Source organism: Pseudovibrio axinellae (assembly GCF_900110875.1).
Taxonomy (GTDB): Bacteria; Pseudomonadota; Alphaproteobacteria; order Rhizobiales; family Stappiaceae; genus Pseudovibrio; species Pseudovibrio axinellae.
Window position 1 is genome coordinate 1 of the sequence record NZ_FOFM01000015.1, and the last position, 15850, is coordinate 15850.

At 49.4% G+C, this 15850-nt stretch carries 11 protein-coding genes and 1 pseudogene; 5 read left to right on the forward strand and 7 right to left on the reverse strand.

The features are described from left to right. Positions 1-165 precede the first annotated feature (165 nt). Both BMZ51_RS20450 and BMZ51_RS20455 read left to right on the forward strand, forming a co-directional pair. On the forward strand, positions 166-453 hold the full coding sequence (locus tag BMZ51_RS20450; RefSeq protein WP_139201440.1) for a S41 family peptidase: 288 nt from the start codon (positions 166-168) through the stop codon (positions 451-453). A 10-nt stretch (positions 454-463) separates the two neighbouring features. Continuing rightward, positions 464-1369 carry a hypothetical protein gene (locus BMZ51_RS20455; protein ID WP_139201441.1) on the forward strand — a complete coding sequence of 302 codons (906 nt, stop codon included), beginning with the start codon at positions 464-466 and terminating at the stop codon, positions 1367-1369. A gap of 61 nt (positions 1370-1430) precedes the next feature. Here BMZ51_RS20455 and BMZ51_RS20460 read toward each other — a convergent pair. Both BMZ51_RS20460 and BMZ51_RS20465 read right to left on the reverse strand, forming a co-directional pair. Continuing rightward, positions 1431-1795 (reverse strand): annotated as a pseudogene (locus tag BMZ51_RS20460) (VOC family protein). 56 nt (positions 1796-1851) lie between these two features. Further along, positions 1852-2637, reverse strand: coding sequence for an enoyl-CoA hydratase-related protein (locus BMZ51_RS20465; protein WP_068010990.1), 786 nt, complete (start codon positions 2635-2637; stop codon positions 1852-1854). A 378-nt stretch (positions 2638-3015) separates the two neighbouring features. On the opposite strand from BMZ51_RS20465, the gene BMZ51_RS20470 reads away from it, so the two are divergent. Then, positions 3016-3441 (forward strand): GNAT family N-acetyltransferase, encoded by a 426-nt coding sequence (locus tag BMZ51_RS20470; RefSeq protein WP_068010992.1) that lies wholly within the window; start codon positions 3016-3018, stop codon positions 3439-3441. Positions 3442-3595: 154 nt separating this feature from the next. Here BMZ51_RS20470 and BMZ51_RS20475 read toward each other — a convergent pair whose 3' ends face one another. From BMZ51_RS20475 to BMZ51_RS20485, 3 genes are all read right to left on the reverse strand, one after another. Further along, entirely contained in the window at positions 3596-4078 is a 483-nt protein-coding gene (locus tag BMZ51_RS20475; protein ID WP_068010995.1) for a GNAT family N-acetyltransferase, read from the reverse strand. Between the two features lie 123 nt (positions 4079-4201). Further along, a complete protein-coding gene (locus BMZ51_RS20480; RefSeq protein WP_208979602.1) occupies positions 4202-4894 on the reverse strand; it encodes a hypothetical protein in 693 nt (230 codons plus the stop codon). Between the two features lie 326 nt (positions 4895-5220). Then, positions 5221-6885, reverse strand: a complete 1665-nt coding sequence (locus tag BMZ51_RS20485; protein WP_068010996.1) for an aminotransferase class V-fold PLP-dependent enzyme — start codon at positions 6883-6885, stop codon at positions 5221-5223. A gap of 597 nt (positions 6886-7482) precedes the next feature. On the opposite strand from BMZ51_RS20485, the gene BMZ51_RS20490 reads away from it, so the two are divergent. After that, the gene (locus BMZ51_RS20490; protein ID WP_068010998.1) at positions 7483-12084 is read left to right on the forward strand and encodes an ExeM/NucH family extracellular endonuclease; all 4602 of its coding nucleotides are present in this window, start codon (positions 7483-7485) and stop codon (positions 12082-12084) included. Positions 12085-12189: 105 nt separating this feature from the next. Here BMZ51_RS20490 and BMZ51_RS20495 read toward each other — a convergent pair whose 3' ends face one another. Continuing rightward, on the reverse strand, positions 12190-13023 hold the full coding sequence (locus BMZ51_RS20495; RefSeq protein WP_074882278.1) for a cyclase family protein: 834 nt from the start codon (positions 13021-13023) through the stop codon (positions 12190-12192). A 463-nt stretch (positions 13024-13486) separates the two neighbouring features. On the opposite strand from BMZ51_RS20495, the gene BMZ51_RS20500 reads away from it, so the two are divergent. Continuing rightward, the gene (locus BMZ51_RS20500; RefSeq protein ID WP_208979603.1) at positions 13487-14623 is read left to right on the forward strand and encodes a glycosyltransferase family 2 protein; all 1137 of its coding nucleotides are present in this window, start codon (positions 13487-13489) and stop codon (positions 14621-14623) included. 109 nt (positions 14624-14732) lie between these two features. Here BMZ51_RS20500 and BMZ51_RS20505 read toward each other — a convergent pair whose 3' ends face one another. Then, on the reverse strand, positions 14733-15830 hold the full coding sequence (locus BMZ51_RS20505) for a DUF1217 domain-containing protein (RefSeq protein WP_068011095.1): 1098 nt from the start codon (positions 15828-15830) through the stop codon (positions 14733-14735). Positions 15831-15850: the final 20 nt, after the last annotated feature.

A 15850-nucleotide genomic window follows, 5' to 3' on the forward strand; every position in this document is an offset into this window, starting at 1 on the left:
CCCAACATGGCCATCGGTGGCATTACGCCCGCAACAAAACTAAAAATGGCGGCATAGCTCTATTACCAAACTCCTCCATAAATGGGGGGATTACCAAGAGATGGCGCACTCTATATACAGTTTAAGCAGAACAGTGATACGCCGACCCAATCTCTCGATAGCTTTTTGCAAAGCGTACTGAAATCTGCTCAGATTGACCCGCCTCCATATGTTATCGTCGACCTTCAGTTTAACGGTGGCGGTGATTATACAACCAGCTATCGTGGTATGCGGGGTCTGCCGGGCGCTCTTCCTAAAGGCACTCCTATCTATATTCTGACTTCGAACGCGACTTTCTCAGCAGGGATCACGAGCGTTGTTTTTTTGAAACAAGCAGCAGCTGCAGGGGAGAAAGAAATAGGCGTTATGATGAGCATGCGGGCAAAATGGATGACTGTGCTATTCCAATCATAAGGAGCAACAGGTGCATAGATTAGACTTCGAACGCGCTCGGGACTTCATGTATTGTAACGCAAGGCTCATTGAGCGGCATCTTTACTCCTTTCATTTCGAAACGGGGTCTGCTGCAAGTGTTCTTCGAGCGTTGAGCGGGTATCGTCATGACAATGGGCTCTACGGCTTTGGTTTGGAGCCTGATAAACGCACTTCTGCGCCGCAGCCGGTTGATCAGGAAATTGCGTTACAGACACTTGATGCTGTGCAAGCAGATAAGCAACATTTCCTTTCGATTTGTGAAGGGCTGCCCTTGCTGACGAATGAGGATGGTGCGCTGCCATTTTCTTGCCCAACTGTAGGCGCTGCGCAGCATTCGCCATGGTGGGCCTGTGAGAACGCGCAGGAAAGTTCAATTAACCCGACGGGTTCAATCGTGGCCATCCTGTTAAAGAGTAAGGTTGAACACTCTTGGATGGTACGTGCAGAGGAGTTTTGCTGGCGAGCGTTGGATGAACTGTCGGCCATAAGCTCTCACTCAATCCTCAACGCGCTTTCTTTCCTATCCGCCCACCCAAACCAAGCGCTAGCTCGTACCTACCTTCCCAAGATGCGTGAGCTTGTGAGAGAGGCGACTTGCTTCGATCCAAATGCAAACGGCTACGTCTTTTCGCCACTCATTTTTGCACCAGATCCAAGGAGTGTGGCAGCTGGATTTTTCTCCGCCGCTGAAATCGAGCCTCACCTGAATTATTTGTTGGAACAACAACAAGAGGATGGGGGATGGCCAATCAACTGGCCACCCTTGTCAAAGGGCGTTGGCCTTGAGGGCCGAGGCCTTGTCACGCTGCGCAATCTCAAAATCTTGAGTGCATATGGCTTACTTGGAGAGTGGCAGCAAACCAAAACCGCGCAGAGTGCATACCCCACCGTGTGAGGGAAGCCGTTCACTCTTGTGTTGTCAGCCGTTTGCTGGTGTTTTGCCGTAGCAGGATGTGTCAGGTCACCTTTTGCATGAGCTCTATACGATTACCGAATGGGTCTTCAGTAAACATTCTTATGTAGCCGGGCAGTGGTTCATCATCCTTTAAAACAGCGCCTGCTGCCGCAAGGCGGTCTACTGTTTCCTGTAGGTCATCGAGCAGGAATGCCGGATGACCTTTTTTGCTTGCGTAAACGGGTCTTGCACGCCTAAATGCAGGTAGACTGCACCAGAGTTGAACCAGGCTCCGCCACGGCCCTGAAGTGCTTGTGGTTTTTCCAGTTCCGTAAATCCAAGCAGTCCAATAAAAAAATCTCGCGCAATGTCTTCCTGGCCCGCAGGCATGGTCATTTGAACGTGATCAAGAGCGATGATACCCATAGACAATCTCCTCAATATGGTTCGACCACGCCGCCACCAACTGTGAGGAAGCGGCGCTATTTGAAAGCTGGTGAACGCTTTTCCAAAAAGGCGTTGAGACCTTCGGCATGATTTTGCGAATATCCAGCTATGCGTTGCATCTCTGCTTCTTGTATAAGCTGGTCTTCCAGCGTACTGACCGCAGATGCATGTATCAGGTGTTTGGTCATTGCATACGCCGATGTTGGGCCTTTCGCATGTTCAGTTGCAATTGATAGAACTTCGTCTTGAAGTTGATTGTCTTCTAACATTTGCCAGATCAACCCCCAGTCTGCAGCCTGTTCTGCGGAAACAGGCATACCTGTCAACAGCAGCCCCTTAGCACGCACTTCGCCAACCAAGCGGGGGAGGTGGAAAGAGGCACCAGCGCCAGGGACAAGGCCTAATCGGCTGAAGGCGTGGATGAATTTTGCGCTTCTTGCTGCAAAGACCAAATCACAGGCAAAAGCCAGACCAGCGCCGGCGCCTGTCGCGATACCGTTGACCGCACATAGAACAGGCTTTTCCAGTTGCCGGATGGCCTGAATGATCGGGCTGTAATGCTGGGTCAAGACATCACCAAGGTCAGGTTTTTTGCCAGAGCTGTCGGGCATGATGTCGTTAAGGTCTTGTCCTGTACAGAAGGCCCGCCCGGAGCCGGTGAGTATAACTGAACGGACCTCAGGATTTTCACCAGCGGCTCGCAACGCAGACAGTAATGCCTCACGCATATCAGGGGTCAGCGAATTCAGCTTGTCCGGGCGGTTAAGAGTGAGCCTCAAAACGCCGCCCAACTGTTCTTGTAAAAGGGTTTCCTGCGCCATCTCGTCCTATCCAATGCAATCGTCGAAGTCCGCGGGGATACTAGCGAATTGGCTTGCTTGCGCCCATAAGCAATTTGGCCTTATCTGCCCCCTTTGTATCCTCACTCATGCGCCGGTTATCGTTGCACAGGGCGTTGTCAGCGGCATTTGGCCTCGCAACCATTTGGTTGTAGCCCTTGACACAAACAAGGCGTGTCCTTTATCTTTTACCTATTACTTATTGGTTCAGAGGAGATTTGATGTCCCGGATCTAAGGGGATGAAACATACCCCCTTTGCATGTTTAGCGCTTTAAGACCGAGCAATTTGTCCGGCAGGCGGAGCGTGCCTACAATCCCAGATATCATATGCCGATTTCGGCACTCTTTAGGACATTCCAATGATCCGTAAATTTGAAACTCGCGACACCGAGTCAATTGTAGACGTTTGGCTGAGCGCCAGCAAACTCGCGCATCCTTTCTTAAGTGATAGCTTTCTCAAGAAAGAAACCGATAACGTTCGCAACCTTTATCTGCCCAATGCAGAGACGTGGGTCGCAGATGTAGATGGTAGCGTTGTGGGCTTCATCGCTCTTCTCGGCAATGAAGTTGGCGGGTTGTTTGTTGATCCGCACTTTCACGGTCGTAAGCTTGGTAAGGCACTCGTAGACCAAGCGGTCTCCCTACATGGGCTTATCGAACTTGAAGTCTTCAAACACAACAAGATTGGCCGTAAGTTTTATGCCCGCTATGGATTTGAAAAAATCTCAGAGGGTTATAATGACATGTCGGAACAATTTGTTCTTCGGCTTCGCTACTCTGCTTAGAGCTCAAGGTTCTTATCCGCATTGAAGCCGGGTTGTTTTGTTGCGAAGGGCTTTATATTTGAACTAGAAGAGGGCGCTATTGTGCCCTCTTTTTTGACTTTAGCGGGGACAAAGTCAGGAGAATTGCGACCTCGGGGAGCGGGTAAAGCTGGCCTTAGGAATTCGGGTCAAGTAGCTTGAACATTTTGAAGTTTGTCAAGGAAACGCCTTTCCTGGTCACGACCTGTTCCTGGTCAACGCACCAGCCCATGCGCTCAAAGAAGGGCTTCGCCTTTTTGCTCGCGTGGGTGGTTAGTTTCGGCGTTTTGTTCTGTATGGCCTGCGCTTCGATCATCTTGTAAAGCCTTTGGCCTATGCCTTTTCCAGAGGCATCAGTTCTGACGAATGCAAGGTCGATGTATCCATCTGAATCTAGGGTCATGAATCCGACCATTTCACCATCAATATCTGCAGCAAAACCCGAAACTCCGCACAACCTAATTTGCCAGCCAGAGGGGTTAGGCGCGCTTCCGGCCCATGCTATTCTTTGCTCAATGGAATAAAACTCTGCAGCTCCTTGATGCACAGCATCAAAAAAAATGTGAGCCGCGGTTTCACCGTCCTCTGCGGATAGAGGTCGAATGCTTACAGTTGCCATGAAATTGTATCCTCAAGTGCTCCGTTTATTATGAGGATCATTGTTAAATGTCCATAGTGGCTCAATCTGAGGGTCGCTTTGGGAATGATATGAGCAGTTTATGTGTGGGGCACTTGCTCGGTATTAAGTTCTTCTTCTGGTGTGCAGTTCTGCGCAATAGAGGCTGACAGAGAAGAGAATGCTAATAATCAGAAGTTGTAGATAGAACCGATCGAAGGTGTTGTTATGGAGTATGAGGTTGAGTGCATGCCCGAGGTATAACCCAAACAACATCATGATGATCGCGACGACATATGCCAGAATTCTGAAAGTTATTGACCCTGGATAGTCTTTGCTGTGCTCCAAGAAAAGACTGGTTAGAATGATGGCGATGACCATCATGAGGGTCGTGTTGTTTAGGAATACTGCAACGGGTGAGAGACTTTTCATTTGCTGTATGACCAGCCCAGGGTCTATTGCCAAGTCAATTGCATGTCCCGCAATCATACCTAGTCCACAGTAGATAAAGGCACACCAGAAATAGCTGAATAGGTCCTTGGGGATCAAATATCTCTGCAAGCTCAGTGAGCCCGTGTATAGCAGCGTGAGAATGAAACCGATTTCGGCAACATGAAGCATATCCGTCTGTGTGGTTTGCGTGACGATGAAAAGTTGAAGGAGAAGGAGGATCCCATAACCGAGGGGGCTGGAGAGCAGAAAGTGGCTTAATGAAAAGCTGCGCATTCGCTGGCTACCGCTTGTTGCTTGGGACGACGTGGCCACACCACTTTTGCAGACTGACCAAGGGCCTTGCTCCGCGATCTCTGGGTGTTCCAATCCTCATTTCACATCTCTAATTACCCCGAGTACTTCCTCATTCTGTCAGCCTTCGTTGCAGGTCAATGGCACCGCGTTCAGCGCAAGCAACAAATCTGCCCCAAAGGCCAGTTTTTTGAATGAGACAAACCTGCCTTATTCAAAAAATAGTCTCTTTACTACTCTTAAGAAGCAGCACTAGGAGTTGTCTGGTTTCCCCTCAAATTACTTTGGAAGCTGAAGACTGGAAATCTCTGCTTCGGAACTGGGTAAAAGCGCAGTTAGTCAAAACTCTCTGTTTCAATGTGAGTTGTCTGAAGATGAGATGCCGCGCGAAGGAAGCCTCGCTATGCGACCGCAACATCTTGAGGGCGTACGAACCATCGCAATTCCTCAACTTTTTCTGGTTGAATGACATCGTAACGCTGCTCTGTGCGATGTGTACGAAGCAACTCAGCCTCTGCGGCCTTCAATGTTTCACCCAGTGTCGGGCGCTCGGGCTGTACGAATGCTGCAGATTTTGCAGAAAAGTCCAGCGTGTTTAGCGAAGCTGCGAGCTCTGTCTTGTGGTTTTGGTAGCGCCAGACGGAGCCATTTGTATCAAACCGATAAAATGGCAGCAGCTTCCAGCCATGTTCAGCCACAAGCTCAATTGCCCGTACCAAATACTCAAAGGTCTCGTCATCAATAAAGTAATTGAAGTTGAGACGGATCCAGCCCGGACGTAGGATCATGTGGCCTTCTACGAGTTGTTCTTCTAATGCCTTGCTGTAGGGCATATCCATACCAAGTAGAGTATGTCCGTATGGTCCGGCACAAGAACACCCGCCTCGGGCTTGAATACCAAACAGATCATTGAGCAATGCAACCACGAAACTATAGTGCAAGTCCTTGCCATCATGGGTGATTTTCAGCGAAGTGATGGAAAGTCGAGGGGCATCCGAATTACCAAGGACTTCGATGTTTTGACACTTGGACCAACGCGTCAGTGCACGAGAGACGAAGTCTTCTTCCCGGCGCTCAATTTCGTCGGTGCCGACGGCTTGTTGAAGCTTGAACACCAGCCCGGCACGCACAGATTCAACGATTGCGGGCGTGCCACCTTCCTCCCGACGCTCTGCGTCCGCTACATAGCGGTGATCTTGAGGCGTCACATACATAACAGTGCCGCCACCTGGCATCGCGGGGACCCGGTTTTTTAAGATCTCATCCTTGACGATCAGCACCCCAGGGGTGCCGGGGCCTCCAACAAACTTATGCGGGGACAAGAAGATAGCATCTTTTGAGCTGTCGCCACCATCGTCTTGATGGCCCGCCATATCGATGCCCACATACGGACCTGCCGCTGCATAATCCCAAAATGAAAGAGCGTTGTGTTTGTGAAGGAGCCGAGCAACAGCCTCCACATCGGTTTTCACGCCTGTCACGTTGGAAGCTGCTGAGAAACTGCCGATTTTCAAAGGTCGATCAGAATACTTGCTTAATTGCTCTTCGAGCGCATCAAGACACACCTGCCCGCGCTCGCACAGCGGAATGGAAACAACATCAGCGATGCTTTCACGCCATGGCAATTCGTTGGAATGATGCTCGTAGGGGCCGATGAAAACGACAGGGCGTTCGGCTGCTGGTATTTGTTGCTCAAACTTGTAGCGCTCACTCAAATCAGCAGGAAGTTTCAGGTTGAGAATATCAATCAGCTTATGGATGGCGGAGGTGGCCCCAGAGCCGGAAAATATAACAGAGTGCTCGCCGTTCGCGTTCACGCTAGAGCGGATAATCTGTCGTGCCTGTTCGCGCAGTGCGGTTGTCTGTGCGCCGGTATATGATGTTTCTGTGTGAGTGTTGGCGTAGTACGGCAAGACCTGAGCGCGGATATAGTCTTCTATCATACCTAGAGAGCGTCCGGATGCCGTGTAATCTGCATAGACCAGAGGCTTGTTGCCGAATGCAGTCGCGATGGCGGCATCTTCGCCGATGACTGACTTTCTGATTTGCTCGATTAACCCACTCATGCCTGCCCCGCCGCGTTGTTGTCTTTTTACGGGGCGGCTCTTTTGAGTGCCCCTCTTATCCAATGGATTTGCTTAAAAGGATAGATACATAAAACAACATTCTACAAATGGTAGTCAAGTTAGAAACTCATACCTTAAATGAGCGTATTAATAGAATGGACCAAAATTTTCTCAATCGTGCCGTGATGAAATGCTGTTGAACAATAGAAAGGAAACATTGATAAATAAATTTTAATTAAATCTAAGTGTTTACACGTGAATTTTCAATTGATGTGAGTCGTGCAGTAGTCAAACGAATATTGTAAATCTCAGAAATTGTTCACAGCCTGCGGTGAAATTCTATAGGCAATACTAAAATACGCAACGCGAAGTTGAAAAAAATTTCGGAAATAAAAATAATATTTAAAAAAATATGCAAAACGCGAAAAAATGATCATTCGCTACTTTACCTCTCCCTCATCTTCGAGAAAACTAGGCGAGAATGCTGCGAAAATTCATTCCTGCATTTAGAAAAATTATAGGTTCGCGTTGCCTTCTTGGGCACACCGGGAGGGTAAAGGCGAACTTGGATAAGATGAACTGTAACGGGGTTGATACATGTTCAATTTCTTTCCTCGATCAAACTTCTACTCGATCAACGTAATCTTCGGCACGTGGTGGGATGACGTCCTCTCCGGCACCGATGGCCAAGACCTGGTCTGGGGTGGCTTCGGCGATGACGTAATCACGACAGGAGGAGCGAGCGATTACATCTTCGCGAGTGTAGGTGATGATGTCATCGACGCTGGTGCTGGTAATGATTTTATCAGCGGAGGCCTTGGCTTTGACACGGCGCTCTACAGCGGATCCATTGATGACTACACCATTGAGACAGACAGTGGTTTGTGGGGCCGTGCTACAAAAATCTCTGCTAATGATGGCTCTGAAAAAGACGCTCTTTCCGGTGTGGAAGCGGTGTACTTTGAAGCAGATGATTACACCTACTACCTGGATGGTCGCAATAACGAGATCCGCGCCGGCGAAGATGCGATTGCATCTGGCGATGACGGTTTAGTTGTTGATGCCGCGACCTTGCTTGAAAACGACAAGGATTATGACGGCGACACGCTGACAATTTCCGAGGTTTCTGCAACCAGTGAAGCGGGCGCAACCGTTGGTTTTGAAAATGGCCAGGTATCGTATAATCCAGGTAATGTGTTTGATAGCCTGCGTGAAGGCGAAACAGCGCAAGACACCTTTACTTACACTGTGACAGACGGTAACGGCAGCACCAAAGAGGTGACCGTAACTGTGACTGTGACAGGCACCAATCAGGCACCGGTATTGTCAGTTGCTTCTGATGTAACCGTTGCGGAAAACACCACTGACGTTGCAACAGCAACTGCAAGTGATGTTGATAATACAGACCTGTCTTACTCCGTTTCTGGTACAGACTCAGACCTGTTTGAAATCGACAGCGAAACTGGCCAACTGAGCTTTAAGACAGCACCTGATTTTGAAGCCCCGGCAGATGCTGACGGCGACAATGTCTATCAGGTTGAAGTGACTGTGACTGATGCTGACGGCGGCACTGACACACAAAATGTTGCTGTTACGGTTACTGATGAGAACGAAAGTCAGCGTGATGTAATCGCGTTTGATATGGTCGATTCTCAGAATATGGGCCTTGTGAACTTCACCAATACTGCTCCTGATTTCAGCAGTGCCGGTGATGGTTTTGGCAAATACACAGCAGACAGTGCGCCATACTCAATCGTGGACTCTACAGCTGGAAGTTATGAAGGCGATACGCTGGGTATCATTGACGAAACCACCAATACCGGTGAGTTCTTCGGTGTGACCGACAGCATTAACGCCGACAACACCGAGGCGTTGACCGCGTCCTGGACCTTCGACATCGCTGGTTACAATGACCTGGGCCTGTCGCTCGACCTTGGCGCCATGGGTGATTTTGAAAGCACTGATACCTTTGTTATCCGTTATTCAATTGATGGCGGCGAAGAGCAGGTTCTTTACTCTTTCACCAGTGATGATGATGCCTCACAGACTTACACTCTTGCCAACGGCAGCACTGTAGATCTGGATGACCCGCTTGTTGAGACCAGCTCTGGTGTTGTTCTGACCAACGAGCTGCAAACGCTTGTTTCCGAACTGGAAGGCACAGGTTCTGAGCTGACCATCACGGTTGAAGGTGTTGCAGACGGTGGTTCAGAAGCCTTCGCAATGCAAAACCTCAAGATTCTGGGTAACCCGGCAATTGTGCGCGAAACCTTCGCGTTTGACATGGTCGGCTCGCAGAGTGAGCGTCTGCTAGAGTTCACTAACTCTGCCCCAGACTTCAGCAGCCCTGCTGACGGCTTTGGCAAGTTTGCGGTTGGTGGCACGGCGCCATTTGCATTGTTGGACGACACGACAACCTACCCGGATGACAACGTTGGTGTAATCGACAGCTCAACCAATACCGATGAGTTCTTCGGTATGGCTGATACCGTCAATGGCGACAATGTCGATCCGCTTGTTGCTAGCTGGCGTTTTGATATCTCCGATTACAGCAATATCAGCTTGTCGCTTGATGTTGGTGCAATGGGCGATTTTGAATCCGATGATATTGTGTCCATCCGCTATTCTATCGATGGTGGCGAAGAGCAAGTTCTTTACTCATTCACCAGCGATGATGATGCATCAAAGACCTACACTCTTGCCAGCGGTAAGACTGTTGATATTGATGACCCAATGGTTGAGACCAGCTCTGGCCTTGTCCTTTCCAACGAGCTGCAAACACTTGTAGCAAACCTGGAAGGAACCGGTTCTGAACTGACGATTATCGTTGAAGGCACTGCAAACGGAAGCGATGAAGCATTCGTGCTTCAAAACATGCAGTTGGAAGGCGACACCACTGGTGGTGGCGGTACCAGCACAACCTATGCCATTGCAGCAGAAACTGATGCACAGGCAGAAGGCGACAGCGGTACAACAACCTTCGAATTCACCGTGACCCGTGATGGCGATCTGTCAGAAGCTGGCACTGTTGATTACACAGTTGGCGGTGATGTAGATGCTGCGGACTTTGGTGGTACTCTTCCAGCAGGTAGCATCGAGTTTGCTGCCGGCGAAGTTGCCAAGACAATTACTGTCAACATTACCGGTGATGTCACAACCGAACTAAGCGAAGCTTTGACTGTAACGTTGAGCAACGCTACAGGCGGACGCATTACAACCGGCAATGCAACCAGCACTGTGATCAACGACGACATTAACGTCACGCTGATCTCCACCATTCAAGGTGAAGGCAGTGAGTCTGATATGGTTGGCGACTTTGTTTACGTGAGCGCACTCGTAACCAAAGTGACCAGCTCCGGCTTCTATCTTCAGGAAGAAGCTTCCGACTCAGACGGCAATTCAGCCACCTCTGAAGGTGTGTTCGTCTACACCGGTTCTGCACCAACTGTTGCTGTTGGGGATGAAGTCTCCCTTGGCGCAACTGTTACGGAATATGGGGGGCTGACAGAGCTGACAAATGTCTCTGATCTGGTTGTTCTGTCTTCCGGCAACGAACTGCCTGAATACACTCAGGTTACGTTGCCACTGGCGAGCCAGGAGGTTCTGGAAAGTCTTGAAGGTATGCGCATCAGCGTGTCCTCCGGGAATGATGAAGCTCTGACTGTGATCGAAAACTTCAACTTCGATCGCCATGGCCAGATTACAGTGTCTGCAGGTAACCAGTACCAGGCAACACACCTGTATGATCCTCAGGATGAGCTTGACCAGGTCATTGAACATGCGGAAATGAACCAGAATAACCGCATTCTCATTGACGATGGTTCAAGCGTTGAGAACCCTGATGAGTTCACCTACGTTCCAGTCACCGAGGAAAATGGCGACAACGGCAACGGTTACCTGGACAGCGGTGATGACTTCTCTGAAGGTGCAACCTTGCGTCTTGGTGCAGAGATCGATGCTCCGATCGAAGGTGTTCTGACTGATGGTTATGACGGCCATACGCTGGTTGTTGACGGTCAGATCTCCATTGACCAAAGCACCAACACGGATGCGCGTCCTGAAACACCGGCTGATGTTGGTGGTAACCTGACCGTGTCCAGCTTCAACGTGCTCAACTACTTCACCACTCTTGGTGATCGTGGTGCCAGCTCGGAAGAAGACCTCGCCCGCCAGACCGCTAAGATTGTCGAGGCAATGCTTGAAATCGATGCAGATGTCTTTGGTCTCCAAGAGCTGGAGAACAATGGCTTTGATGATGCATCCGCTATTCAGGCACTTGTTGACGCATTGAACGCGGAGCTGATTGCTCAGGACCGTGCTGATGAGCTGTACACATTCGTGAACCCAACTGATGGGGAATTGATTGGTACAGATTCCATCACCACTGGAATGATCTACCGTCCAAGCAAGTTGACCATCGTTGAGACAGAGACCTACGTCTTTGACGAAGCAAGTGCTGCTGAGACCTATGCGATTGCAGAGCGCCTGCAAGAGTATGCGGATCGGGACTATGTAGGTGACTACCAGCGCAACCGTCCATCCGTTGCCACCACCTTCGAAGACGAAAATGGTGAGCTCTTCACCCTTGCTGTCAGCCACTTGAAATCCAAAGGTCCTAGCGGACTGAGCGATCTTGCGGAAGACATTCAGGCGAAGTTGGATGCCGGTACTATTCCGGCAGATGACGTTGCTCAGGTACAGGCAGATCTTGATGCTCTGCTTGCTGATCCAAACTACGATCAGGGTGATGGCCAGGGCTTCTGGGCTCAGGTACGAGAAGATGCAGCAGCTGAGCTGCATTCATGGCTGGAAACAGACTATGCCGGCGCAGGTCTTGACCCAGACATCCTCGTCATCGGTGACCTGAATACCTATGCACAAGGCGATTCTGTACAAGAGTTCGTTGAAGGCGGCGACATGACCGACCTTCTGAGTGAGTATCTTGGCGAAGAAGCCTACAGCTACGTGTATGATGGTCAGCGCGGTTCTTTGGACCACGCTTTGGCAACAGACAGCCTTGCTGAGCAGGTGACTGGACTGACTGAGTGGCACATCAACGCTGATGAGCCAGATCTTCTCAGCTACGACAGTGAGTTTACTGACGAAGGCTACTACACAGACGATGCATACGCCGCGTCAGACCACGATCCATTGATCATCGGTCTGGACCTAGGCTCAAACAACGACATGCTCGTTTAAAACAAGAAGGCTCTCGCAGTAGTGCGAGAGCCTTTACTTTAGGTGTGCTAACGCACTTGTGCTGCATTCCACAATCAAACCAAATGCCCTGCTGGCTTTCAAAGGTCAATAAACCGCGATCACGCGGCCAGGCCCGCCGGTACCACCTTGAAACTTCGGAGCACCGCCAATAAGCGTTGCCCCTGCGGGCGGGACATGTTCGAGGTTGGTTAGGCTTTCAATCCCATAGCGGCCTGACCCTAACCACGTGCGGTGAATTGAGAAGTCTTTTGTCGGCCCATAGTCCAGAGACATGGTATCTATCCCAATTCCATAGACTTGGCGCTCACTGATGAGGAAGCGTGCAGTTGATTCGTGGAAACCGGGAAAGTGGTGTACGCCATAGCTGTCTTCTCCGCGAAACCTTTCAGTATAGACATATCTTGACCACCCAGAAAGGGCAGAAACACAGGCCCTTTCTGGAATGAGCCCATGCATTTTCTCATATCTAAGAATATCTTCCGGCAGTATTCGGTAGTCTGGATCGTGCTCAGCTTGGACGCGTACATCAATGACAGCCAAAGGACAGACCAATTTGTCGAGCGGAAGCTCGTCGATGGATTGCCCGTTTGGGCTGAAATGTAACGGCGCGTCGAAATGTGTTCCTACGTGTTCGTAGTAGCTTACTGTTTTGCCGTTCATATTATCGCGAGCGAAAGTAAAATCGTCGGTTTCTGTAAATGCAGGATCACCATAGAAAGTAGGGAAATCCGGCGTAAGGGTGTGCGTCAGGTCTACAATGCTTGAAAAGGAGATATCTTGCGCAAGTGTGCAAATTGGTGCCGAGAGTAATGATGCAGCCAAGATTTCACTTTTGGGAATATTCCCCGCACCAGAAAATGACAAGTTGTTGGCTTGCAGTTTGGATTTTACAGCGGCCATAACACAGACATCGCACATTATATTTCCTTTCACGCTAAACTGCGCTCAAGCGGCGAAACTATATAACAAGCATTAAAGAGCGTTTGTCTGATTGACTTGTGCTTTATGCATAATTTAATGAGCGGGAAACAACGTTTTTTTTCAAAACCGTAAGCCAGCAGAGCGGAAATGACGACGGAGTTTTCGTAGTCATCTTTCTGCTTTGGGTTGCTGGAATGGTTTCTACTTCGCTTTCAACGCACGTGCGATTTGATCTCGTAGTGTCGTAATAAAGTAGGAAAGAGTGCTGCGTTCCCGGTTTGGAGGAAGTTGCTGCTCGTATGCTGGGAACGGTAGCCGCATGCAGGTCGAGTACAAACTAAGAAGCCTCACAAGCGTGGTAGTAACCTGGGCCTCAGGGCATCGCCAAACAAATCATACCTCGCTCAATAACCAAGCAGATCTCGCAGAATAAACCTAAGCCGCAACCTGCTAGGTTTGGTTGCCATTTACATTCGCAAATCCCAATGCAGTCGGCGAGGTCGGTCTTGTGGAGATCAGTGTCGTTCTTCCAGTTCACAACTGTGGCAAATTTCTTCTGCCCGCTTTGCAAAGCATCAAGTACCAAAGCTATCCCCATTTTGAAGTACTGCTCGTAAATGACCGTTCCGATGACGGTTCTGAGGAGGTTTGCGCAAAGATTGCCAACGTCGATGATCGTTTTCGTTTGCTGGAATCGCCTCACCCTGGAATGGCAGCTGCGCTCAATTTCGGGATTTTACAAGCTCGCGGAACCTATATCGCCCGAATGGATGGCGACGATTTATGCCTGCCGGAGCGGTTTTCAAAACAAGTTCAGTTTCTGAAGGACAATCCTGACATTTCGTTCCTTGGAACCTTTGCTCAGCATATAGATCAGCATAGCAAAGTGACCGGTTCCTTTGAGTTTCCAGAGGATGACTTTGAGATCAAAAGTCAACTGGACCGAGGAATGAATACCTTTGTCCATCCTTCAATGATGATCCGCCGCCGCGCCCTTGTGGACCTTCGCGGGTACCGGGAGATTTTTAGCATCTGTCAGGATTACGATCTTTGGCTTCGCGCTCAGGATAGGTACTCCTTCGCGAATTTACCCGAGCACCTCATCGCCTATCGCGGATACCCTGACAAACGCGATCTGAACGACCGGTTCTGGAAGCATTTTTATATCGCAAAACTAGCCGACACCAGCATGCAGCAACGTCGAGCAGGACGGCATGATCCAGTAGATCAAATGGCCGATGAGTGCGATTTAGAAAGCGTTCACGACACGCTTGTGCGCGAACGGCTCATGGCCGCGCGCCAAGATTACTACTGCAACAAAAAGGCCTTTGTTGATCACAAGCCACTCAACTCAATGGATATTGATCAAATCCACTCGTTCTTGTTAACCAACAAGGAGACGTTCAATAAAAAAGCACTGGGTCATGCGTTTGGGCTGCTCTTCGATCAAGCCATACGTATTGAAGATACCGAAAGCGCTGAGACTTTATATAAGCTCCAACAGGAAATCTCAAAGAGCCGTCACCTCAAGTCGCTGCTTGCAAAGCCAAGCAATATCATAAAATACGCCTTGAGACGGCGGCCGGAGCCCGTTTAATACCTGCAAAAACCGAGCGCAACTGTGCGAAGCAACCCGATACATCTTTGATGGTGCTATGCATGGTATGTGCCTTGCCGCTTACAAAACCTGTGCTGATAGAACTACTTTAGCCCCCGAACTTCAACGAGCTAACAGTTGCCAGAAGGTCTGCTGAAATACCCATATTGGGGTCGTGCGTGAACAATTGAACGGTTGGCGCGACCCCGATGCCATTGATTGCATCGTGCAAGATTACAAACTTCTTCACAAACTTGGAAACTTCTTCTGGGTCCTGGAATATTTCAACATCAAGCTTATCGCTGATCATTTCGGCCTGAGCATCAATGCCTGCGTTGACCATATCTTCAGGCAGGCCGAGGACAGTTCTGACCACTTGAAACAGTGCTGGAGATGCGAGGATTTCATATACGTCAGTGACATCCTTTGCAGTTCTTTGGAACATCAGGGCAAGCCTGACGCCCTCGCTCTGTTCACCTTCTGCTTCCTCAAAGTTGACTTCAACATACATCTCAGCAACCGAATCAATCAGTTTGTCCTTCTGCTCGACAAGCTTGTCCTGAAATATATCGACGGTGTCCTGAAGGACATTCGGCTTCATGAGCTCATCCATGTCGACGTTTTCATCAACCCATTCTCCGATTTCATCTCCAGTACCAGTAATAACTTCAGGCGGCATTTCAAATGCAACTGAGATCACTCGAAACAGTGCTGGGTCGGAGATTAGCTGCGCACTAAACACGACGTCCTTTTGCATCTTCTTAATGAAGTAGTTTCCAAGCCGAACGTCATCATCAATTTCCTCACCCGGAGTTTTTGAATGGCGTACCATTTGTTGATCAAGAAGCAGATCATTCCAGTCAAACGTTCCTTTGATGGTTCCGTTCTCATTAAACTGAAAAACATCAGCAAGGTCTTTAAAACGGCTGTCATCGAGCGTGTTGGCAAGTGCGTTTTCATCAGTTGTTCCTTGAACAAGAACGTCTCGCACCATCCCCTTTGCGTAGGCCATATCCTCCATGCCCATCGCCTTCATTACATAATTGTATAAGCGATAGTCGTCGAGGAGGTCGTCAACTGTTTTAACATTACCGAAATTTTGCTCGAAATATTCTGTTTCACGGGCAAGTATTGGATCATTGGCCGTCCTGCTAATTGCGCCATCGAGGTCACGATTGAGCATAGTAAAGCGGAGGTTAGTATCCATTGTCTTGAATCCGTTCATCT

Excerpts from the sequence above, each read along its gene's own strand:
- BMZ51_RS20465 (WP_068010990.1), bottom strand. The coding sequence starts at position 2,637 with ATGGCGCAGGAAACCCTTTTACAAGAACAGTTGGGCGGCGTTTTGAGG.
- BMZ51_RS20470 (WP_068010992.1), top strand. The coding sequence starts at position 3,016 with ATGATCCGTAAATTTGAAACTCGCGACACCGAGTCAATTGTAGACGTT.
- BMZ51_RS20475 (WP_068010995.1), bottom strand. The coding sequence starts at position 4,078 with ATGGCAACTGTAAGCATTCGACCTCTATCCGCAGAGGACGGTGAAACC.
- BMZ51_RS20485 (WP_068010996.1), bottom strand. The coding sequence starts at position 6,885 with ATGAGTGGGTTAATCGAGCAAATCAGAAAGTCAGTCATCGGCGAAGAT.
- BMZ51_RS20490 (WP_068010998.1), top strand. The coding sequence starts at position 7,483 with ATGTTCAATTTCTTTCCTCGATCAAACTTCTACTCGATCAACGTAATC.
- BMZ51_RS20495 (WP_074882278.1), bottom strand. The coding sequence starts at position 13,023 with ATGTGCGATGTCTGTGTTATGGCCGCTGTAAAATCCAAACTGCAAGCC.
- BMZ51_RS20505 (WP_068011095.1), bottom strand. The coding sequence starts at position 15,830 with ATGGATACTAACCTCCGCTTTACTATGCTCAATCGTGACCTCGATGGC.